This is a genomic window from Pseudonocardia sp. GCM10023141, assembly GCF_042653605.1.
The window spans coordinates 36,479-57,645 of the sequence record NZ_JBHSIR010000065.1 but is presented as its reverse complement, the minus strand read 5'-3'; the positions used below and the strand labels follow the sequence as shown (position 1 = coordinate 57,645).

Annotated in this window: 25 protein-coding genes and 1 tRNA gene; 15 read left to right on the top strand and 11 right to left on the bottom strand. The window is 65.3% G+C overall.

From position 1 onward, the window contains the following. Positions 1-116: 116 nt before the first annotated feature. The 7 genes from ACFPFQ_RS36845 to ACFPFQ_RS36815 form a co-directional block, all read right to left on the bottom strand. Positions 117-3,077, bottom strand: a complete 2,961-nt coding sequence (locus ACFPFQ_RS36845) for a Z1 domain-containing protein (RefSeq protein ID WP_379627382.1) — start codon at positions 3,075-3,077, stop codon at positions 117-119. Further along, entirely contained in the window at positions 3,074-4,063 is a 990-nt protein-coding gene (locus ACFPFQ_RS36840) for a PD-(D/E)XK motif protein (RefSeq protein ID WP_379627380.1), read from the bottom strand. Before ACFPFQ_RS36840 ends, ACFPFQ_RS36845 begins: the two co-directional genes overlap by 4 nt. Beyond that, positions 4,056-5,558, bottom strand: a complete 1,503-nt coding sequence (locus ACFPFQ_RS36835) for an ATP-binding protein (protein ID WP_379627378.1) — start codon at positions 5,556-5,558, stop codon at positions 4,056-4,058. The genes ACFPFQ_RS36840 and ACFPFQ_RS36835 overlap by 8 nt, the downstream gene beginning before the upstream one ends. After that, a complete protein-coding gene (locus tag ACFPFQ_RS36830; protein WP_379627376.1) occupies positions 5,552-5,851 on the bottom strand; it encodes a hypothetical protein in 300 nt (99 codons plus the stop codon). The genes ACFPFQ_RS36835 and ACFPFQ_RS36830 overlap by 7 nt, the downstream gene beginning before the upstream one ends. Before the next feature lie 1,754 nt (positions 5,852-7,605). Then, positions 7,606-8,142 carry a MauE/DoxX family redox-associated membrane protein gene (locus tag ACFPFQ_RS36825; protein ID WP_379627375.1) on the bottom strand — a complete coding sequence of 179 codons (537 nt, stop codon included), beginning with the start codon at positions 8,140-8,142 and terminating at the stop codon, positions 7,606-7,608. After that, the gene (locus ACFPFQ_RS36820) at positions 8,139-8,480 is read right to left on the bottom strand and encodes a hypothetical protein (RefSeq protein ID WP_379627373.1); all 342 of its coding nucleotides are present in this window, start codon (positions 8,478-8,480) and stop codon (positions 8,139-8,141) included. Before ACFPFQ_RS36820 ends, ACFPFQ_RS36825 begins: the two co-directional genes overlap by 4 nt. Before the next feature lie 819 nt (positions 8,481-9,299). Beyond that, positions 9,300-9,689, bottom strand: a complete 390-nt coding sequence (locus tag ACFPFQ_RS36815) for a helix-turn-helix domain-containing protein (RefSeq protein ID WP_379627530.1) — start codon at positions 9,687-9,689, stop codon at positions 9,300-9,302. Positions 9,690-9,997: 308 nt separating this feature from the next. On the opposite strand from ACFPFQ_RS36815, the gene ACFPFQ_RS36810 reads away from it, so the two are divergent. Beyond that, positions 9,998-10,384 (top strand): SCO5389 family protein, encoded by a 387-nt coding sequence (locus tag ACFPFQ_RS36810; protein ID WP_379627371.1) that lies wholly within the window; start codon positions 9,998-10,000, stop codon positions 10,382-10,384. A 67-nt stretch (positions 10,385-10,451) separates the two neighbouring features. Here ACFPFQ_RS36810 and ACFPFQ_RS36805 read toward each other — a convergent pair whose 3' ends face one another. Beyond that, positions 10,452-11,216 (bottom strand): GntR family transcriptional regulator, encoded by a 765-nt coding sequence (locus tag ACFPFQ_RS36805; protein WP_379627369.1) that lies wholly within the window; start codon positions 11,214-11,216, stop codon positions 10,452-10,454. Positions 11,217-11,363: 147 nt separating this feature from the next. Between ACFPFQ_RS36805 and ACFPFQ_RS36800 the strand changes: the two genes are divergently transcribed. From ACFPFQ_RS36800 to ACFPFQ_RS36735, 14 genes are all read left to right on the top strand, one after another. Then, on the top strand, positions 11,364-11,741 hold the full coding sequence (locus tag ACFPFQ_RS36800) for a hypothetical protein (protein ID WP_379627367.1): 378 nt from the start codon (positions 11,364-11,366) through the stop codon (positions 11,739-11,741). A 14-nt stretch (positions 11,742-11,755) separates the two neighbouring features. Beyond that, positions 11,756-11,902 carry a hypothetical protein gene (locus ACFPFQ_RS36795; protein WP_379627365.1) on the top strand — a complete coding sequence of 49 codons (147 nt, stop codon included), beginning with the start codon at positions 11,756-11,758 and terminating at the stop codon, positions 11,900-11,902. A 170-nt stretch (positions 11,903-12,072) separates the two neighbouring features. Further along, entirely contained in the window at positions 12,073-12,321 is a 249-nt protein-coding gene (locus ACFPFQ_RS36790) for a hypothetical protein (protein ID WP_379627363.1), read from the top strand. Beyond that, entirely contained in the window at positions 12,321-12,512 is a 192-nt protein-coding gene (locus tag ACFPFQ_RS36785; RefSeq protein WP_379627361.1) for a hypothetical protein, read from the top strand. The genes ACFPFQ_RS36790 and ACFPFQ_RS36785 overlap by 1 nt, the downstream gene beginning before the upstream one ends. After that, positions 12,449-12,913, top strand: coding sequence for a M50 family metallopeptidase (locus ACFPFQ_RS36780; protein ID WP_379627359.1), 465 nt, complete (start codon positions 12,449-12,451; stop codon positions 12,911-12,913). The genes ACFPFQ_RS36785 and ACFPFQ_RS36780 overlap by 64 nt, the downstream gene beginning before the upstream one ends. Before the next feature lie 19 nt (positions 12,914-12,932). After that, positions 12,933-13,247 carry a hypothetical protein gene (locus ACFPFQ_RS36775; RefSeq protein WP_379627357.1) on the top strand — a complete coding sequence of 105 codons (315 nt, stop codon included), beginning with the start codon at positions 12,933-12,935 and terminating at the stop codon, positions 13,245-13,247. Positions 13,248-13,251: 4 nt separating this feature from the next. Continuing rightward, the gene (locus ACFPFQ_RS36770; protein WP_379627355.1) at positions 13,252-13,437 is read left to right on the top strand and encodes a hypothetical protein; all 186 of its coding nucleotides are present in this window, start codon (positions 13,252-13,254) and stop codon (positions 13,435-13,437) included. Positions 13,438-13,558: 121 nt separating this feature from the next. Continuing rightward, positions 13,559-15,028: an FtsK/SpoIIIE domain-containing protein gene (locus ACFPFQ_RS36765; protein ID WP_379627353.1), complete on the top strand. Its 1,470-nt coding sequence runs from the start codon at positions 13,559-13,561 to the stop codon at positions 15,026-15,028. Next, on the top strand, positions 15,025-15,291 hold the full coding sequence (locus ACFPFQ_RS36760) for a hypothetical protein (RefSeq protein ID WP_379627351.1): 267 nt from the start codon (positions 15,025-15,027) through the stop codon (positions 15,289-15,291). The genes ACFPFQ_RS36765 and ACFPFQ_RS36760 overlap by 4 nt, the downstream gene beginning before the upstream one ends. Then, positions 15,288-15,506 carry a hypothetical protein gene (locus ACFPFQ_RS36755; protein WP_379627349.1) on the top strand — a complete coding sequence of 73 codons (219 nt, stop codon included), beginning with the start codon at positions 15,288-15,290 and terminating at the stop codon, positions 15,504-15,506. The genes ACFPFQ_RS36760 and ACFPFQ_RS36755 overlap by 4 nt, the downstream gene beginning before the upstream one ends. Beyond that, complete coding sequence (locus tag ACFPFQ_RS36750; protein WP_379627347.1) at positions 15,503-15,937, top strand: hypothetical protein; 435 nt, start codon at positions 15,503-15,505, stop codon at positions 15,935-15,937. The genes ACFPFQ_RS36755 and ACFPFQ_RS36750 overlap by 4 nt, the downstream gene beginning before the upstream one ends. 94 nt (positions 15,938-16,031) lie before the next feature. Beyond that, positions 16,032-17,453: a replication initiator gene (locus tag ACFPFQ_RS36745; RefSeq protein ID WP_379627345.1), complete on the top strand. Its 1,422-nt coding sequence runs from the start codon at positions 16,032-16,034 to the stop codon at positions 17,451-17,453. Next, positions 17,450-17,659: a helix-turn-helix domain-containing protein gene (locus tag ACFPFQ_RS36740; RefSeq protein ID WP_379627343.1), complete on the top strand. Its 210-nt coding sequence runs from the start codon at positions 17,450-17,452 to the stop codon at positions 17,657-17,659. The genes ACFPFQ_RS36745 and ACFPFQ_RS36740 overlap by 4 nt, the downstream gene beginning before the upstream one ends. Beyond that, entirely contained in the window at positions 17,656-18,798 is a 1,143-nt protein-coding gene (locus ACFPFQ_RS36735; RefSeq protein WP_379627341.1) for a site-specific integrase, read from the top strand. The genes ACFPFQ_RS36740 and ACFPFQ_RS36735 overlap by 4 nt, the downstream gene beginning before the upstream one ends. A gap of 155 nt (positions 18,799-18,953) precedes the next feature. Here the strand turns inward: ACFPFQ_RS36735 and ACFPFQ_RS36730 are convergent. From ACFPFQ_RS36730 to ACFPFQ_RS36720, 3 genes are all read right to left on the bottom strand, one after another. Next, positions 18,954-19,027: transfer RNA gene (locus tag ACFPFQ_RS36730), tRNA-Pro, on the bottom strand. A gap of 216 nt (positions 19,028-19,243) precedes the next feature. Continuing rightward, complete coding sequence (locus tag ACFPFQ_RS36725; protein WP_379627339.1) at positions 19,244-20,446, bottom strand: sensor histidine kinase; 1,203 nt, start codon at positions 20,444-20,446, stop codon at positions 19,244-19,246. 28 nt (positions 20,447-20,474) lie between these two features. Then, the gene (locus ACFPFQ_RS36720; RefSeq protein ID WP_379627337.1) at positions 20,475-21,143 is read right to left on the bottom strand and encodes a response regulator; all 669 of its coding nucleotides are present in this window, start codon (positions 21,141-21,143) and stop codon (positions 20,475-20,477) included. Between the last annotated feature and the right edge of the window lie 24 nt (positions 21,144-21,167).

Sequence of the window (21,167 nt, the reverse complement as noted above, 5' to 3'; positions counted from 1 at the left end):
ATTCTGCTCCCTGACCACATGGACCGCCTTCCCGGGATCCAGGAGAAGGCGTCTGCCCATACGTGTAGGCGCAGGGCCAGGAATTCGATGTTGAAGTTCGTCACCACGGTCTCCCGTCAGTCTGCCCTGGAGACTTCAACGGCAACGTCGTCGGCTTTGTCTGCGATCACGACCCCGTACTGGATGAGTTCTCGCTTGCTGCGGATCGACTTGTCGGGTACCCGCAACGAAATGAGTCCGACTACGTCGTCCCGGACTACGGGCGCATCCTCGGAGGTCTCCTCCTGATCAGCAACGAGGGAGATCACGAGCACACCGCGAGTTTCACTAACTCCCAGGCCAAGGACGTTGGCGCCCTCCGGGACCGCGCTGGCTGACAGGATGTTGCGCTTGTTCTCACCAGTGAAGTCGATGCGAGGCGCTTGACGGCGTTTGCGCTTCCAGATCGGCACATCCATGCCGAGTTCCTGGATTGGGAGCATCCGACCTGGCGTCTGACGTTGTGGCCAGATAACCGCCCAGTCCTCAATTCGACCCTTATCGGTCGCAGTCGCTATGAACGTGCGTAGCGGCGTGATGACACTGTCGTAGTCCGGATTCCAGCTCAGCTTGCCGAACAGGGCCAGGAATTCTTTCGCTCCGATCAGGCCGACACGTGCATGTTGTTGCTTTGCCTGCTTGTCCGCCGGATCGACGTACCCCAGCGTCACCGGAATTTCAGCGAGCTTGAGGAGAGGCAGCACCACCTTTTCCAAATTCGCCTTGTGCTTTGCCTTCTCGTCCCGCTGTGGGATCGATGACAGCTGGTTGAAGGTCCCGACCGACGCTCGCGCCTTTACCACAGCATTGAACATCTTGTTGCGGGCTGTGGGCTTCAGCCACGGTAGGTGCTGGCTGACCAAGGGCGGGATCTGGCGAGGCTCGAAGATGGGCTTTCCGTCTTCGTCGAGGCCGGCGTACTTGCCGAGCTCGTCGCGGAATGCCTCCTCGTCGAGGAGGAGTGCCTCGAAGGCCTCATAGAGATCCACCTTGTGATCCCGGCGGATGTAGAGCCGGACGAGGTCGCGATAGCCTTCGCGGAAGCCGAACCAACGACCGGCCTGCATGAGCGTGTCGGCCTGGCCAGCCTTGCGGCGGAAGTACGAAACTGTAAGCCCCTCAACGGTGAAGCCTCGGCTGAGCTTCGTTCCGCCGACGAGCACGCGCCAGACCTTGCCCTTGTCGAAGTCGAGGGCCTGCTGCTGGTCCTGGATGCTCTTGTCAGAGTTGACGATCAACACGGGGTCGGCCCCGCAGCTGGTCATCTCGGCGACCGCCTCGGCGATGTGCTTCTTGATCTCGTCGAACGACGTCGGCAGCGGCTCGCCTTTCGCGCGAGCCGCCATCACCTTGGCGTGGTCGTTGTCGAACAGCTTGCGTAGCCGGGCCAGGCCCTCACCTGAGGTGAACTTCCCGTTGTTCCACAGACTTCGCACGACGACGGTGGAGTCCAGGTGTGCGGCGTTGCTGACGTCCTCGTGAACCAGCATCGTGTGGTGTCGATGGAGCTTGCCTGTCTTTGCCTCGCGGAATTTCTTGATGGCGCCGCTAAGGACCCAGGCGTCGAGAGCCTCGCCGAGTTCCTTCTTCCGAAGTCCGGGGTCGTGGTCCGCGGCGCCCTCGATGGCGCGAACGTAGGCGAGTTCGTTCGAGGTGGCGATGGACTTGGGTGTGCTCTCCCAGTCGGGGTCGATGTCATGGAACTCCTGGACTCCCATGTACTCAGGCGGCCGCGGCAGAGACAGCACAAAGTCGGACGGGAACAGGTTCGTGTCGTCGTCGGGGTCGATGAACACATTGGCGAACGGCGTCGCGGTGTAACCCACGTACTGTGCACGTGGGATGATCTCGGTGATTTCGGTGATCAGCTTGTTGATGATCGTGCGGTCGTTCGACTTCTTGGGGTCCTTAGTGTTAACCGAGGCGAGGTCCGATTCGTCATCGATGATCAGCGCCGGGAGCTCTTTAAGCATGGACTGCATCGGCTTGAGGTCCTTAATGAGCTTCCTGAGCGGTGCCGAGTTCTTCTTGATGATCACCACGTATGCGTCTGTGTGGAAGAGGTTCTCCACGGCGTTGAGTGGCTTGGTCTTGTCTAGACGGTCGTACCGGAGTTGCGACATGCCCTGCGGAAGACTCTTATAATCTCCCTTGTGGGTGGTAACGCGTCGGATCCGGACAGCGCCGGGCTGGTCGAGCGCTGCCTGGGTGTGCTTGACGAACTTGTCTGCGAGCCAGTCCTCGTCCTGCTGATAGTCAAGTCCCTTGGCGACCTCGACGTCGCTGGGCTCCTGCCCGGCAAGCACATTTTCGACGCCCATCAGTTCCATGTCGATGCGGCGCTGAGTCTGGGCTCGAAGAATCTCAATGGTACCAGTCATGACGATCACGAGGCGATAGCCCGCATCGATGGCCTTGGCGATCACGCCCGTGAAGTTGGCGGTCTTGCCGCTCTGGACGTAGCCCACCACGAGGCCCTTAGTCGGCTTGATCTCGGCGCGGATCGGGTCGGTGAGTCGCTCAACCACGGCGTCGGTGCTCCGGTCGAGGGTTGTGATCGAAGACGCCGGCCACTTCTTGACCTGGGTGAGGTACTTCTCGTAGTCGTCCCAGTAGAGGGTGCTGCGCTTGTGGCGTGCCTCTTCGTACCAGGGCTCGAACTCCTTGGTAATGACGATGATGTCTTGGACGTGCACCGGAATCTTCTCCCGGAGCATCCCTTCAGCGTGCTGGCTGAGACCGAGCTTATTGACGACCGCGACGCGACGGGCGATGGTGCCCGACCCCGTTTCGGTGCTGTGCGGGTCGTTGAGCTTGAGATCCTCGCTGGCGTCCCACTTAGCCAGTGCGAGACGCAGTTGGATCACGCCTGCGTCATTCGGCGGAGCTGATTCAACGAACTTGAGGAGCTCATCCTCCGAGACCGGCTGATTTGCGAAGAGTGTCAGCATCGGCAGGAGCGGCGCCGGAGCCTGTTCGGCGAGGCCTTGGAGAAGGTTCTTCAGGGGCTGGGACAGGTTGGGAGCGTCCACGCTCATGGGGCTTCCTCCGGGGGATTTACAAGACCCGCAAGAGGGCCAGGCAGGGTTTGATTCGTGAACTGGGTGACATCGACTCGGTACGACAGGTCGCTCACGAACTCCATGTTCGGAATGACCTGGATCAGCCGCTTGAGTGTGAACGCTGGGAAGCGGTCGTCCACGTCATAAGCACACGGCTTGGTCCGCTTGGTCCAGAAGGTGGTGTAGAGTTCCTTGTCTTCATCTTTCCAGCCCCATGCTTCGAGCGCGTCGTCCACCCTGGGCCGGTAGCCGCCTGACTTCGCGCGAAGCTGGGAGACAATCCGCGAGAGCGTTCGGCCACCCTCGTGGTTGCTCCGTGTGAGCTGAACTGAGATCAGGCTCAGTGGCACGCCGCGCAAGGGAACAAGCTGCGTGAAGCCGTGCATCATGTGTCGCCGCTGCTCACCGGAGGTCGTCTTGATCTCCAGATGGACATCGTTGAAGACGAAGTCGTGCTCCTCGTTCAGCGGTCCCTGCCACGACTCCACCGCTGGGCCAACGCCGATCTCGCCGATCAGATATTCAAGCACCAGCAGTTCGCCGAACAGCCCCACTTCCTTGTCCTGGCTGAGTGCCGCCTTGCCCGCGAACATGCTTCGATGCTTCGCAATGGCCGTTGCCGCGGCGGCAGCCAGCGGCTCACTCCGAAGTTGCACTTGGTCCGCAATGCTCGTCACCAGACCGTAGGCAGCATGAAGATTGTCCTCGACCATGACGGTCAGTTCGGCCACGTCGCCCTGGTCCGATGTGATCACCCTGAAGCTGATGTTCTGCCACTTGGCGACGTCGGGCTCGGGGGGCGTGAACGGCGTGGTGAGGGTGATGATCCCGTTGACGGGATGGATGTCGAGGGTGCACTCCGGCCTGCCTGCGATGGGCAACACGATGGGGTTGGCGGCGTCCCAAAACGCGTCGACGTTAGCCAGTGAATAATGGCGCGCATCTTTGATGGGCTCACTCACCACGCATCTCCTCTTCAGCCTCGACAGCCGCGCCGAGGATAGCGCGCCACAACGCAATGTTGTCTTTGTCCTTCGGGCCCAGGTTGGTGCCTTCGAAGATATGGTGAGTAAGAAGGAACATCAGAGCCTTGGTGACGGGCGCATCGTTCAGGCTCCCCCCGCTCGGCGCGAAGAGGTAGCGGTAGCGCTGGTTCAGCAGGAGCGTCCTGTTGCCGAAGTCAATGTCGAAGAACTGTCCCTCAGCCAGGCGGGTCCACCGAATATCGAGAGCCTCGGACTTATTCAGGCCCAGCTCGGCCTCGATTTGCTTACGTACAGCCGGCGCAAATCCCCGGGTAGGCGCGATGACCGGATGGCGCCGCATTACTCTCTTGTTGGCAGTCTTGTACGTATCCTCGACGTCGGCTAGAAACTGATCAAACGTAGTGCCGTCGGCGGCCTTGGCACTACCCAGGGCATCTCGAAATCGTGGCTCGAAGCGCAGCCCGGCCTTCTCGGGGTTCATCGTCAGAAAGGTACCGATGGCCAATGCGTCGTCGATGACCACGCGACCCAGCTGTCGCTGGACAGATTCGTTTGCCACCTCTGACCAGCCGCCCACTTGCAGGAGGCGGTCATTTCTGTAGATGTAAAATCCCTGGAACTTGTCGCCGGACTTGCCTTTGATGCGGAAGCCCGGGATGTCCGTCTTGCCCGGCCAGATGTGACACTGGAGTGCCACTTCCTGCCTTCCCGCGGTCGCGACGATTGTCTTCGGGTATCCGGGCCGTCCAGAGTTGGCGTAGCAGAACGGGTCGATGGCTTTGACGGGGGTGCCAATGGCATCGTCGGCGTACCCCAACTCATCGACGACGATGTCGATCTCGAGGAGCTTCCTCGTGATCAGCCGGTGGAACGTCACGCCCAGGTGCGAGCGGACCTTCAGCTCGGTCTGAGTCATCCACGTGCGTGCCTCGTCGACATTGGCGCCGCGGTAGGTGCTCCGCAGTGCCGACCAAACGATGGTGGTCCCCCACTGCAGATTCACCTGCATTGCGCGCTTGATTTGTGCAGCAGCCGCCGCCTCCCGAGACAGGCGCTCACAGGAGAAATCCCTGGAGAAGTCTGTACGCCGAATCCGTCGGCCAACCGAGATTGCGCCGTTCTTGCTCGACCATACTGTCAGCACATCGCTGTGACTGAACGAGGCAGCCTTCAGCCCCATACCGAAGTGGCCAAGGTCGTTGTCGCCATACGCCCGCTGGTGCCCGAGGGTCATCGCCTTGTCGGCAGCCTCGGCGTCCATTCCCTTGCCGTTGTCGACCACCTCAACCTGGACAAGCCGGTCGTCCTGGGTGAGGAGCCGGATCGAGATCCGGGTGGCCTCAGCGTCCAGGCAATTATCGACGAGATCAGCCATCGCAGACTCGAAGGTATGGTGGGTGCCGAGGCTCTTGACCAGGCCCGCGTCGGGCTTGAGCTTGATTGTCTCGACAACGTCCGATTCGACTACCACTCGATGTCCCCGAACTCACTGACGTCGACTCTGAGAAGCCGAGTGTTCTTCTTAATTGTGCGTGCGACGCACCCGCTGAAGCCAAGCGAGTTCCCCGCACGAACATAAATGAGGATCTCGACGTTCTCGGCGAGCTCAGCGAAGAGCACGACATGGGCCGCAGCCCGGGCCTGCCAGGCCAACCCGAGGTCAAGCGTCAAGCGGTGCAGCCGAATGCTCTTCTCCTGAGCGGACCCCTTGTTGATCGCCTCCAGTGGCCGCGAGACTTCCATCAACTTGCGCTTCGGCGGCACCAGTGCTCCATCGTCGTACCACGAGCACTCCGGTGCGCTCGCTCAGAGGTTCAACCTATCGAGAACTTCCGACATATGCCGAGACTTCGGCGATGAGCTACACGTGCGGGCGGCTGCGGCGGACCAGAACCGGAAGTTTGCGCCGTTGGCAGAACGAGACGGTCCCGTCGGGTTCGGGCTGGCGGCGCCCAGAAGGCCACGCTGCGGACCGTCCCCATGCTGACCAGGTGCACCGGCACCCCGACAATTCGCCGATCGTTGGCCCACTGGCCTGCGGCAGATCGGGCCAGCGCTGCGTGCCGGGTCGTAGCGGTGTAGCCGGTGGGTGCCGAGCCGACGGCGACTTGTGCACCGTAGGGCCCGTTGACCCGGGGCGGCAATGCTGGGTGGGCCAGGGCAAGATGATCTTGGGCGGGTCGAATCCGCGTGAGCTGGTGACCTCCGTGAAGAGCTTGACGGCAGCCGGCCAGTGGTTCTCGGGGATGGGGCCTGCGGCGGCCCAGTTGCAGACCTGGAGGATTTTCGGTGAACTCCAACATGGAATGTTGCGGGCGTACAAGGCGGACTGGGCGAGGACAGGGCGGTTCAGCCGCCGACGCAGCCGGTGCCGTCGTGGCCGATGTTGGGCATGATCGGTTGTTCGGCGTCAGGGTTGACCGCGCCGCCTGCGGAGCTATACAACACTCGATCGCCACCTACGCAGGCAGGCAGCTGCCCCCTGCACCTGCGCCCAACCTCGGCGGATCACGAAGATCGGGCCCAGGAAAGTCACCGAGTGATGTCAGTCACACTTGATCACTTTTGGTCTTCGACCGATAAGAACACCGCGCCACCTTTGCCCCTTAAGACAATACTGCCGACGGTCCGCTCCAGATTCGCTCCTGTTTAACACTCAACATCCATAATGGATGGTCCGCCAAGATCCAGAAGAGCGGCCGGCAAGATCGCGACCGAACAGTGTTTTCGCAGGTAGAAATGCTGATGGGCGGTGTCTCCGTCGAGAAGACACCGCCCACCATGCCGTCGGGACGACAGGATTTGAACCTGCGACCCCTTGACCCCCAGGCACGTCCGCGGGTGATCTGACCGGCCGGTCACCGGCGGAGTGCTCGCGTTTTCGTCCGTCCACGTCCAGGCGGATCCACGCGATTACGGCTCGGTTGTCACTCAATTAGACACTCGGTCGCAACCCCGTGATCATGGCCCTGACCTGCGCGTCGACCGGGCACTCGATCCAACCACGCGCGGGGCCGAAGCGCCATCTCCTCGACCTGGCGCAGCCCGATCACGCCGCGGATAGGGGGCAACCCTCCCCCAAACACGAGTACCTCGACAGGCGACCGACGGAGTCGTCGCCGTCTCCCCCGGCCCCGTTGCCAGGCTTGCCCCCTGTCCGCGGCGTGATAGCCCTCTGGGAGGTCGTGGAGATGGCGCGCACCCCCGCCCACCCACCGCTGGACAGCTACCAGCCCGCGGACCCCGTCATCTCCGAGACCTGCCCGCCCGGCGAGGGCATTGCCTGAGTCCGTCGTCAAGCAAACCGTTGGGTTCGAGCGGGGTCGAACCCAAGCCTAGCTCTCAACTTCGACGTCGGCGTCCCAAGCGATATTTCCGATGATCCGGCGTGGGCACCGCGGACATCCTGCGCTAGGTCTCCACGCATGACGGGCACATCGACGCCGGTCGTGGCGATGCGAGCCCGCGTTGGCCGGACACCTCAACAGCCCAAGGTACAATTTGTCATGAGAGCATTGCTAGGCCACGGATTGCACCAAGCGGCCGCATGTATTGCGATAACACCCATAGGCGAAAACAGCGACGGGGACGGCAATCGAAACGGCCGCTGCCGTGCCGCGAAGGTAGCCAGTCCCGTGTGGCAGTACTGCCCACAAGAATGCAATAGATGCCTGCGTGATTGAAGTCGTGACTGCGGCCGAAAGCCCTGATCGGCCTACCGTACGGGCCACTGGAATCCCGGAGCAGCTGCAGGAAATTCGTCCAGTTCGCGTCGTTACGATGACCTTGTAGGCGCCGAAGGACAGGAACATAATAGCAGTCGCGAATCCGATAGCCTGAGGGTACGCGTCGAGCGCAAATGCCGCCGATAGCAGGACTTCAACTATCGATACCAGGATGATAACTGGCGCGGCTGCCCGCCGTGGGATCAACCTCTCGGCCGCAACCCCGAGCGAGGACACTCGCCAAGCCGTCATTTTTGCGATGCCAGTTGCGGCGAGAGTGAAGATTAAATAGCAGCCAAGTGATTCGCGAATGACTACCAATGCAATCATCGACCAAAATTTTCCAGTCCGGCATCGCCTGGCTCGCGTTCGATCGTGAATCCGTAAACGATCCGTGTCGAGCCAGGATCATACTGCCGGAGGTGCTCCAAGGAGACTTTGACCTCGCTCTGGTTGGCAGTCGTGGCGAGCTTACTGTCCGAGGTGATCTCTGACATCTTGCGTAGCTCGTCTCGTACTCTGTCTGACAGGACGATCGAAACTTCGTAGCGCCCTTCCGACCGGCGGAGCACGTCTTCTAAGAGTTCGCCTGGGTTAGCGGTTCCAGCGGCGGCAGTTCGGCTCGGATTTTCGGAGTTTACTACATCTGCATAGGTTTGAAGCTTCATGGGAATGCACTTCCTCTCAGGCGCCCCCGCAGGGGCCTAGACTCTCGAAGACGGTCTTGCAGAAGGCTCCCGTGGTCGAATCATACGCATAGTATATGCCGAGGCAATTATAGCCTGTGCCAGAATGGCAGTAGTCATATCGACCGCATGAGTTGCCCTGGTAAACCAAGTACATGCTCTGGCATCCGGCCAGCACCGCCGCATTCGCGTTCGGAGGATTCGCAAGAAGCTGGATTGCCGGTATCGCGATCGCCAGGCCCCCTATGAGTCGTTTGACGAACTCGCGCCTAGTCTTGCCGTGAAATGGAAGGCGTCCTGGCGGTTCTGAGGATTCATCATGGGACACTTCCGGATCCATCTTGGTCCCTCCGTCGAAACGTGTGCAGGGGCGGCCGAAATCTCCTGGGCCGGGCCTGGTTAAAGACCTCGCCTCCTGTGGTTGCTAAAGCTAACAGGAAGGCGATCGTCAGTGCTAGGGATCACAGAGTGCTCACCTATCGATGGGGGCGATAGATCCAATCGGGTGAAGTCGGGGAGTTCAAAGTCGTCACGTATAGCGACGACAATAGTTCATCTCGCAAGTATTTCCACGTAAGTAGGTAGGTATTGAATCTCCCTGGAGGGTGTCGCTATGGGTTGGCCAAGCCCCTGGGGGTTCGACCCGTAGGAGGGCGAGGCCTGTGGTTGGTCATAAGGCCCCTTGTGCGGCGAGCCTCCGCGGGCCGCGCGCCGCACGGGGACCGGCCGGAGGCCGCATGCCCCGGGTGGCGGAGAGCGGCGCGGCGCCGGAGGCGCCGCCTTGAACAAGTAGGGAAAGTCTCAACACGCGACCTCTGGGGCAGAGGCGTGCTCCGTCCGGTTAGCGGGCGTCGACTGAGAGCCGCACGGCGACGGTGGCAGTGAGCAGGGCCTTGATCGGCGGGTCGCTTGCGCATGTGGACCAATGGCTGACGGCGGACTCCGCGGGCGGCGTCGCGCGAGCGAGGTCGAGGATGTGTCCTCGGATCTCGGCAGGTACCTGCTCGTACGGGATGCCGGGGGCTTACTGAGGAGCGCCACTGTTCCCCCGAACTCATACCTCGCGAGCGTGGCGGCCACGGTTGGTCGCGTGACGCGCGCCCGGTCCATGATCTCGCGATGCAGCAGTCCCTCAGCGCGCCACAAGACGGCCCGGGCACGCTTCGAGACATCGGCTGGCGCGCCCCTCACTGGCGGCGAGCGCTTGCAGCTCGGCACGCGGGCCGGGCGTCAGTTCCACGCGCGCAGCCCCTCATCGTCGATCGTCACGGTCAGTCCGAGAGACGATACCGGCTAAGCACCGGGCCAAACACTAGGAAAGCGGTGGTGAGCGCGCTTATCGGGCGCGTGTTTCCTACTCGGATTTTCGACTTGGCGGTGACAATGCGCAACGTGCGAATCTCTGCATGTGTAGGAAACCGCCCGTCCGGGTGATTCGACCACGCCGTGTATCCCCGTAGCGTGCGTCGTTGTCCGCGTGATCTATCCCAGGAGGCTCGGTGTCCCTCACGGTTCCGCCAGAACTGTTGGAAAAAGCTCAGCAAGGTCCGGTTTCCGACGATGATTTTGTGACCTGCATCCAAACGTCGCTACCGTACGCGTGGGGAATGATCGAGCGCCTGGCCAAGGAGCTCGACGCCAGCGGAGATGCGTCCGTGCAGAACCTTGAGGCACCGCCAACCGCCACGGACCAGGGTGAAGTGTTCCGGCTCGTCGGCAGTGACGCCATGCGCGGAGCAGTACAGCGACACTTCGGCGTGCGGCTGGCATTCCAAAACTGCCACAAGGTGGGGCTGTTCCGCCCGGAAGCAACCGAGGAGTATGAGCGGTTCATCTCTCCGCGCGCACAGCTCTTGAATCAGCGGCCTGAGTTGGTGAACTGCTAGGCGGATCGCCTAACGCAAAGGGCGCGACACCCGAAACATGGGTGTCGCGCCCTTACCCGTTTGTCGGCTAGTTGGATAGAGGCTCCACGGTTAGCGAGTACTCCAACTTGTACTGGTTAGCCGCAAACAGGAGATCGGCCGTCTCGATCGGCAGCTCGCCTGCGCAACAAATGCGCACGGCCAGGATGACCGGGATGCCCGGCTTGAGCGCCAGGAGTTCCGCTTCGGATGGGCGTGGCATCCTCGCGTGCAGTCGCTCAGTCACGCTGGTTGGGCGGAGATCGATGGAGGTGAAACGGTCGACGATCCCGGCCGCCATGAGGGGTCCCTCCTCCGGCCGCTCGATCGGGGTTCCGCGCGTAAGGGCAAGCGGCTCGTACGACGTCACGATCATGATCGGCTGGGCGTTCACGTAGGAGACGTACTGCGTGCGCATCACCTCATCGCCAACGCCGATCTTGAGACGCCGAGCTACCTCCAGCCCCGCCCGCTCTGGCACTGTGTCGTGGTCGTACGTCGGCGTCTGCTCGCTCGCGAGCGCCTCCTCCGCAAACGGCATGCCTGGGTTCGTCCGGTAGTGCAGCGCCGAACGACGAACCAGCGGGTCATAGAGCCGGACTGTCGCCCGTCCGCCCTGCGCTCGATCGATCAGTCCTTCTGCTTCTAGCAAGTCGAGGGCGCGCCGCACTGCGATGCGTGAGGCCCCGAAGGTCTCGCCCAACTCCTCCTGCGTAGGCAGGCGTTCACCCGGCGCCAGCGTCCGGGCCAGGATCTGGTCCCGGAGGGCGCCGGCGATGCGCTCGTACAAGTACTCGGATGTCGGTTCTGTCATGTGCCTGGTGATGCTCCTAGGTCGTGGCTGTCGATCAACATCCTAGTTGGCATGCCAAGTTCTTGGCAAACTCACCAACGCGTGATAGTCTTGGCATGCCAGGTTGAAGTTGACATACCAAGAGGCGTCACGAACCAGGAGGTAGTTGTGAAGGACATCCGAGTGGATCTGGGGAACTACAAGCTGACGGTCGTCGAGCCGCCCGCACCGAAGTTCAAGCAGAACGACAACGGCCAGGCGGTAGCGGCCGTGGACCGCGAGGGGCGACAGATGTTCGTCGTGGCGCTGTTCGCGAAGCAGATCCCGGCAGTGGGGGAGCGACCGCAGAAGGGTGAGGAGATCTCGGTGACGCTCGTGGACGACCCGGGACCCGGGATCGACGAGGGCGCACGAGTAGTACTGATCAACCCGACTGTGTCGCCGTACCGGATCGACAGTGCGCGCGGCGTGAATGCTGGCATCTCGTTCAAGGCGCAGAGCGTGGCCCCTGCGCATGCTCCGTCCCCGCGCCCCGACAAGTCCTAGCCCGGATGGACACCGTGAGCGTCGAGATAGACCGGCACATCGCTCGCGCGGCCCGACACGACATCGAGCTGACGCCGTCGGATTTCCGGCTGATCGACGGCGGGTGGTACCTCGACGGAATGGATCCCGCCGAGTGGATCGACGCCATGACGATGGACTGACGCCGCCTCAGTCCCCGGCAAAGTCACAGTAATGCCTCGCTGATAGCGGGGGTACGTCGCGGGCAAGTCTCGGCCCGGTCGGTTCTTTGATAATTCCACAGTGGCTACACCCATGCCCGAAACCGGCCCGACAGCCGTCCGGCCGGACCATTCATCCAGGGAGTACGGGAATGGACAGAATCTGTCATGAGTGCTCCGGTTCCGGACAGTGCGATGCGTGCGACGGCTACGGCAGCCTGCTCGCAACGTCGGGATCCGAGAGTGAGTACGACGGTATCAACTGCCCTGTTTGCAGCGGCACCGCGCAATGCGTCGAATGCTGCGGCATCGGCGAGATCGGCACCGAAGACACCGACAACACCGAGTCAACAGACACCGATGAGGACGCCGCACCGGCGTTCCGGGGAATGAGGCAGTGATGACCGCAGCAACGATGACCCGTCCGAGTGCGTCCAAGAATGTGGTCCGGCGCCTGGTCCGCCGACTGGAGCGGGAGCGCCGCAACTGGTCACGCGGTGAGGCGGACCTGTTCCCCACGGAGCAGGCGTGGCGGGCCGGGATCCAGGAAGGTCTGCGGCTGGCGCAGGTCGCGATCCGCAAGAGCGCCTGATCATGACTGCCACATTTGCGGCTACCCGCGAAAACGAGGTGGTCGAGCATTCGGAACGCTGGGTGACTGCCGTTCACGAGGCAGGGCACGCGATCACCGCCGAGTACCTCGGCTACCAGGTGGACGACTGCCGGGTCCGCACCGACACGACGGGCAACACCCGCCACAACGCCGAAGGAACCGCTCACGCGGTGGTCGCCGTCGCGGGTGAACGGGCCGCTCGCATCATCACCGGTTCTGGCGGCGGGTGCACCGAGGACTACTGCCAAGCCGAGGACGCCCTGAGCGGATCCGGACGCGACATCGCGTGGGCCGAGCACCAAGCCGACGACGCGATCTGGTCCTGCCGCCGCGAGATCACCAATCTGGCGCGGCGGTTGTACTACCGCGGTCGCCGCTGACACGGAAGGACACCAGGAAATGGCGACGACAACAGGGGCCGTGCAGATGACACGGCAATGGGCGAAACGACGCGCGAACAAGAAGGCGTTGGAACGGTTCGGCGAGTTCTGGCGGGCACTGCAACTGGTCGGGGACGTCCTCGCCGAAGCGGAGAAGCTCGCCAAATCAGCCGGAGATGGCGCGTGGACCCGCCGCAATACCCGGCATTGGTCGATCGCGACCGTCGATGAGGTCAAGTCCTCCATTCGGGTGTGCCGGTCCACGCTGCGGATCGTCGCAGCATCAGCGAAACGGTTCGAACCGGAGTTGATCGTCCGCGAGTGGAGGCGCTAACCCGATGTCCAATCAAGTGGACCGCATCATCGAAGAACTGGACGCATCGATGCGCACGCTGCGGGAGGCGATGCGCGGGATCCCGATCCGCCGGGGTTCGTTCAAGAAAACCCACGACAACCTGGCCCGCGATGTCGCGAAGGTCACCACCATGCTCGACGCCGCCCGGCCAGTACTACGCAAGGAATAGCACGAGTCCTGAGGTGGGGCGTCCGCTAGACGTTCTTGGCGGAATCACCAGCGGACGCCCCGCACCATCCACACCCACACAATTTCTGGAGTGAACAGTGAATCGCCACGCTACAACCACCATGCCCGGACCGCGAAGCGGCACCCCGGCCCGCACCACCCGTTCCGCCGGACGCGAGTTCCTCGCGCTGGCCTGGCTCGCTCGCCACCCACAGTTCGTCCTGATGCCCGCCGCGCTGGCCTACGGGCTGATCGCCGCCGGCTGGCTGCTCGTCACCTGCGTGGTGGCCGCACTGGTCGGGGTCACCGTCGGATGGCACCGGGCACACCCGCCCTCGTTCGACCGCTACGCCGCGCCCCGGCTGCGCACCTGGTGGCGACGCTGGACCGTCTACCGCGGTCGCCGCTGGCGTGCACTCCTCGATGAGTGCGACCTGTCCAAGGAACAGCGCCGCACCGGCAACGTCGTCTACCCGGCCCTGACCCGGGTCCGCTCGGTCACCCCGTCGATCGACACCGCCCGCGTCCGCATCGCGCCGGGGCAAGACCTCCAGATGTGGACCGACCGACTCCCCGCGCTGACCGAAGCACTGTGCGCGCACCGGATCGGTCTCTCCCGGGTGCGGCCCGGCACGGTGATGCTCATCATCGAGCGCCACATGCCGTTCACCTCGCCCATCGACGCCACGCCCATGCCCGATACCGCCGCTGAGGTGGACCTGCACGCGGTCGTGATCGGCGAGGACGAGTACGGCCAGCCCTTCCCCATCCGGGTTCGCGGCAAGCACATCCTCGGGGTCGGCGCGACCGGCGCGGGCAAGTCCGGGTTCATCTGGGACCCGCTGCGCGGGATGGCCCCCGCGATCCGTGACGGCTACGTGCGGATCTGGATGATCGACCTCAAGGGCGGCACCGAGACCGAACGCGGCCAGGCAGCGTTTCACCGCTGGGCGACCACGATGGATCAGGCCGTCGCGCTGGTCACCGAGTTCCGCGACTCCATGACCGAGCGCCAGGCGTGGATGCGCGCCAACCGGGTCCGCACCTGCCCGGTCACCCCACAGACACCGATCAACATCCTGGTCGTCGACGAGTACGCGATGCTCTCGGCCTACGGCGACAAGACCGCCGTGCGCACCGCCATGGCCTTGCTAGGTGAGGTCATGACCCAGGGCCGCGCCGCTGATCACACCGTGTGGGCATTCCTGCAGGAACCCACCAAGGACATCATCGACAACCGCGACCTGTTCAACTACCGGCTCTGCCTCGGTGTCACCACCGCCGCCCACGTCGACATGGTCCTGGGCGAAGGCGCACGTGATCGGGGCGCGCTGGCCGATGAGATCCCCGGCGACCCGCAGCACTCCGGGATCGGGTTCGCCATCAACCCCGGCTCCCGCGCACCCGTGCGGTTTCGCCTGGGCTGGGTCGAGGACCACGAAATCGACGACTTCGCCCGCTTCTGCACACCCCCACCCGCACCAACGGTGATTAACGGGGAGGTCGTGCCCTTCCGCAAGACCACCACCACCGACACCGATGACAGCGACACCGATGACAGCGACGAGTCCGGAGAGGAGAGCGCGTCATGAACACCATCCACCAGCACCGCAACCGCGAGGTCCGCCTGATCGTCGGCGCGTTCACCGTGCTCGGCGCGGTCGCACTGATCGCGACCCTGTCACCGGCCGTGCCACTGACCGCCGCCGCCCTGGTCGGTGTCGTGCTGGCCGTACGGCTCACCGCACGCAAGGTCCGGGAGCGTCGAGAAGACATCGCCGATGCCCTGACGGCCACCCAGTGGCGCGCCGAGCACTGCCGGTCTGCCGCGCATGCAGGACAGGAGGTGTCGTGATGATCGACGTCACCGGTTGGGCCCTGCTGACCTGGCTCAAGATCACACTCGCCCTCGCGGTTGGGGTCGGGCTCGTCTGGCTCGCGCTGCCCGCCGGGTCCGGCTGGTTCTGGGTCGCGGTCCTCGCAGCGTGTGTCATGGAGTGGTTCACCATCCGCCAGCTCGGCCGCGAGTGGGTCGAGAACGCGCGCTGGCACTGGTGGTGGACCCGATGAGCCGCGTCAACCGCCGCCCGGTCCTGTGCATGGGCCGCACCCGCACACCTGCCCGGCCCGACGTCGTGCAGGAAAGCCTGTGGGGAACGCCCGTCGCTGCGGAACAGCCACCGCCCGGACCGGCCCCGATCAACGATCTGGATCTGTTCACCTCGGTGGTCAAGGCAGCCACCGAACCGGGCTACGTCCTGATCGGCCCGGCGGAGCGCGTGTTCCTGCGCGACCCGTCCATCGCCCGCGACATGGTCGTGGCCGTGCCGCGCTACGAGAGCGACACCGTCTCGCAGCTCTTGGGCGACGGGCACCTCGCGGTCGGCGGCTACCACCAGGTGCGAACCGAGGGCTACGGCGGTTGGGCCCGCGCGGTGCTGGTCCCGCAACCCACCCATGCCCTGCTCAACCGCTGGGCAGCGCTGCACCCGCTCGGCTAGCAGCGCGAGCACCCCGAAGGACGCGAGACCCGCCCGGCGACCACCTACCCGGGCGGGTCTCGCACCCATGGCCGAATCAAGCAAGAGGTGATCCATGTCCGCATCCGCTGTCCATGATCACGAACCCCTCGACCTGATGAGCCACCGTCTGCGCTCACCGGACTACAAAGCCTGGCGCGCGCAGGTCCACGCCGTCGGCGGCTGCGCCCAACCCGTGCACCTGACCGGCTACAGCCGCGTCTTGGACCGCGACGGCGAAATCCTGATCGAGCGCTCCGGCCCGATCATGGGCCCGTGCGGCAACCGCCGCGAAGCTGTCTGCCCCGCCTGCTCCGACCGCTACGCCGCCGACGCCTTCCACCTTTTGCGCGCCGGGCTCGCCGGGGACGCCACCAAGAACGTCCCCGCCACCGTGACCGTGCACCCGCGCGCGTTCGTCACGCTCACGGCCCCCTCGTTCGGCGCCGTGCACTCGCGGAGGCTCTCGCCTCGAGGGTTCGTCGTCCCCTGTCCCTGCGGCGAGCACCACCACGCCGATGACCCCCGACCCGGAACGGCCCTGGATCCCGAGCGCTACGACTACACCGCCGCCGTGCTCTGGCAAGCACACGCCGGGAAGCTGTTCGACCGCTTCACTACCGCCCTGCGACGCGCGCTTGCCCAGCACCTCGGCGTGCCGGTCCGCGAGTTCCGCGACCACGTCCGGCTGTCCTACGCCAAGGTCGCCGAGTACCAACGCCGTGGACTCGTGCACTTCCACATGGTCGTGCGCGTCGACGGCCCCGACGGTCCGGCCGACCCCTGCCCCTTCGGGCTCGACAACGACGCGCTGCGAGCTGCGCTCCTGCACGCCGTCACCACGGCCACCCTGACCGTCAACCGCCCCGACGACACCCCGCTGGGACTGCGGTTCGGGACCCAGGTCGACGTCCGCCCTGTCACCCGCTCGGCCGCGCGCGCGGTCGAGGACCCCGACACCGGCGCCATCACCGACACCGCACTGGCCGGCTACATCGCCAAGTACGCCACCAAAGGCACCGGCGCCACCGACGGCGCTGACCGGCCCATCCGCGACGGCGAGCACATCGCGTTGCTCAACGTCACCCCGCACCACCGAGCGATGATCGAAACCGCGTGGGAGCTCGGCGGCCTGGACCGCTACGACGAGCTCAACCTGCGCCGCTGGGCCCACATGCTCGGGTTCCGCGGGCACTTCCTCACCAAGTCCCGGCGCTACAGCACCACCTTCACCAGCATGCGCGCCGAACGCCGCACCTGGCGACTACGTGAGGACCTCGCCCAGCTCGGCCGCGACACCCGCACCCCCGGTGACCCCGGGCCGCTGGTGCCCGACCTCGACACCATCACCGTGATCAACCACTGGGAACCCGTCCACTTCGGCCACCACAACCACGCCGAACGAGAACTCGCTATCGCGATCGCCGAACGCAACCGCGAGCAGCGCCAGCAGCAACGCAACATCATGAGCACGACCGACACCAGGAGCGCAGCATGACCGGCAAGGAGCTGTATCGCATCACCGAGACCATGACCATCCTGTCCCTCAAGCGCAGCGTGCTCTACGAGCAGCTCCGATCCGGACGGCTGCGCTCGGTCCATGTGGGCCGTACCCGGCTCGTTCCCGCCGCCGCGATCACCGACTACATCGCTCTGCTGGAGCGAGAGGCGGCGGCCTCGGCCCCGTTCGAGGTGGCGTCATGACCACCCGCCGAAGCCGCGGTGAGGGCGGCTTGCACTTCGACGACGACCGTCAGCGCTGGATCGCGACCGTGACCGTCGGGTTCGACGCCCGGGGCAAGCGGATCACCCGCAAGCGCAGCGCCACCAGCAAGACCGACGCCAAGGACAAGCTGAAGGAGATGCGCCGCGACCTCGAGGACGGGGTCGTGCTCGCGACCTCGGGCTACACCGTCACCGAAGCCGTCCGCGACTGGCTCGCCTTCGGACTCGCCGGACGCGCCCGCAGCACCGTCACGAACTACACGAACATCGCCGAGACGCGGATCGTCGCCCCGCTGGGACGGCGCAAGCTCCGTGACCTCTCCGCCGAAGACGTGGACCGGTGGCTCCGCGCACAGTCTCGCGAGGTCAGCACGCGCACCCTGCGGCTGATGCATTCCATCCTCAACCGGGCAGTCGTTCGGGCCATGGCCCGCGACAAGGTCAAGCGCAACGTCGTCGTTCTCTGCACGGTCCCAACCGGTCAGGCCGGTAGGCCGTCGAAGTCCCTGAATCTCGTCCAAGCCGAGGCGCTCCTTGCCGCTGCCACCGGCTCGACACTGCACGCCTACATCGTCTTGTCGCTGCTCACCGGTGCGCGTACCGAAGAGGTTCGGGCACTGCGCTGGGAGCACATCGACCTCGCGGGCAGTCCGGATGCCACACCGCCGGTTCCGCCGTCGATCTCCGTGCTGCGCTCCGACCGCGTGGGTGGCGATACCAAGACCAAGAAGTCTCGACGACGGTTCGCGATGCCCCGCCGGTGCGTCGACGCGCTCACCGTCCACCGCGCTCGACTCGGACGAGCTCCTGACCCGACTGCGCTGGTGTTCCCCACGAGGGCTGGCACCGAAATGGACGCGCACAACGTCCGTCGCGCCTTCCGGGCCGTCGCCAAGGTTGCCGGACTCGATGCCAGTGCGTGGACACCCCGGGAACTGCGCCACAGCTTCGTCTCGCTGCTGTCGGACTCCGGCATGCCCCTCGAACAGATCGCCCGTCTGCTCGGCCACAGCGGCACGACCGTGACAGAGCGCGTCTACCGCCACCAGCTCCGCCCCGTGCTCGAAGAAGGTGCCGACAGCATGGATGCCCTGTTCCCGACGTCTGAAGCGGGATAGTCACTCAGTTAGTCACTCAGAGGGAGAAGGACTCGGTGACCATGATCAGCGGAACGATCACGAAGACAGGCGCCAATATCGTCAGCTCGGACGTTTCCGCAGGTAGAAATGCTGATGGGCGGTGCCCCCGTCGAGAAGGCACCGCCCATCGGCCGTCGGGACGACAGGATTTGAACCTGCGACCCCTTGACCCCCAGTCAAGTGCGCTACCAAGCTGCGCCACGTCCCGGCCGCCCCCGAAGAGGACTTGACCACCTTACCGCAAGGCGGATCCTGCCCGTTCGGCCGGTCGTTGCTCCCCCCAAGGAAGCTTGTGCTAGGCACTTGCTGACCGCGGCGCCGGTGACCCGTCACCGCGGCCCGCCCAGTCTCGATCGCGCTTGACCGGTACACCACCGCCGTTGGTCGCCCCGCCGAGGCGACTTTCGTAGGTACTGACCAGTAGTCAGGCGTACGGGACGGCGAGTGGCTTGTCCGGGAGTGGGGCGCGCGGCGCCGGGCGCGGATCGGAGATCGGCAGCGGGGGTGCCGGGACCAGGGGGAACGCCGCACGCACGGCAAAGCCGCCGTCGTGGCTCGGGCCGGCCTCGAGCTTCCCGCCGACACAGGAGACGCGTTCGGCCAGTCCGGTGAGACCTGCGCCACCCGCGTCGAACGACTCGCGGCGTCGGCGACCGGCTTTCGGGGGGATGTCGTTGCTCACCTGCACGTGCAGGGCCTCCGCGCGCCAGCTCAACTCCACCCGCACCGGCGCTCCCGCTGCATGGCGCGCGGCGTTGGTCAGCGACTCCTGCACCACGCGGTAGACGGCGCGGCCGACCGCGGGCGCGAGCTCGGCCGCATCACCTTCGTTCACGATCTCGACGTGCACGCCTGCCGCGTGCGCGCCCGCCACCAGCGCCGCCATCTCCGACAGCCCCGCGACCTGCTCGGCGCGCCCGTCCAGGCCCAGCGCGGCACGCATCTCCGCGAGCGCGCGCTTGGCGAGCAGCCGGATCTGCTCGGCCGACTGCCGCGTCTCCTCCTCGGCGGTGGAGGCTGCGATCGCGGCCGCACCCACCGCGATCAGGGTGGCGTGGTGGCCGACGGCGTCGTGGATCTCGCGGCCGATCCGCGCCCGCTCCTGCGAGCGCGCGGCCTCCTGGGAGGCCGCCAGCGCAGTCTCCCGCGCCCGCTCCAGGTCGCGCAGGCTCTCGGTCAGCCGTTCCCGCGTGGTCATCAGCAGGCCCATCACCGCGGGCGCCACCGCGTAGAGCGCCACGAAGGCGAACGTCAGCACGATCCGCTGCCACGGCAGGTCCTGCGTCACCAGCACCGGGGTGACGGCCGCTGCCACCGGCAGCACCAGCCACGGCAGCACCGTGGACAGCCGCCCACTGCGCCGCCCGAACGTGTACAGCGCGACGATCGCCGCTGGCCAGCCGAGACCACCCGCGAGGCCCCACAACCCGCCCAGCACCGCGAGGCGGGGCGAGACGTGCCGCAGCGGCAGCACCGCACAGGCCACGAGCCCGGACAGGATGGACCAGCTGAACGGCGCCTCCGCGAACAGCACCGCAACGGCCGGAACCCCCACCGCGGCGATCTCGATCGCCGCGAGGCGCGCCCACCTGGGCGGCGCCCAGACCGTTCCCGCCGTCCGTGCCATCCCCGACCTCCCCCGCTCGCGGGGCCGCTCAGCCCACGCCCCAGCCCTGCGCGAGCAGGGCCGCCTGTACCCGGTTCTCCGCGCCCAGCTTGATGAGCAGCGCGGACACGTACTTCTTGACGGTAGCCTCCGCGAGCCCGAGACGGCAGCCGATGGCCGCGTTCGAGTCTCCGGCGGCGAGCCTGCGCAGCACCTGCTGCTCTCGCAGCGTCAGGTCGTTGGGGCGGGCCGGCATCGGCGGGGGTGACCTGGCCACCAGCCGCGGCAGCAGCCGCGCGGTGATCCGCGGGTCGAGCACCGCACCACCGGCTGCGAGGTCCAGCACCGCCCGTACCAGCGCGTCGGGTTCGGCGTCCTTGAGCAGGAAGCCCTGCACGCCGATCCGCAACGCATCGAGGACGTAGTCGTCCAGGTCGAACGTGGTGAGGACCGCAGCGGGCGGCGCCCCGGGCCGACCGCACAGCACCCGCAGCGCCGACAGCCCGTCGAGCCCCGGCATCTGGACGTCGACGAGCACCACGTCGGGGCGATGCTCCTCGACGGCGGCCAGCATGCCGGCGCCGTCGCCTGCCTGGCCGACGACCTGGACCGTGCCCGCCGCTTCCAGCACCGTGCGCAGGCCGGCCCGCAGCAACGGCTCGTCGTCGGCGAGCACGACCCGGACCGGGGTCGGGCCCGGCACGCTCTCCGCCACCATGGACCGAGGGTAGCCGCCGGTGGT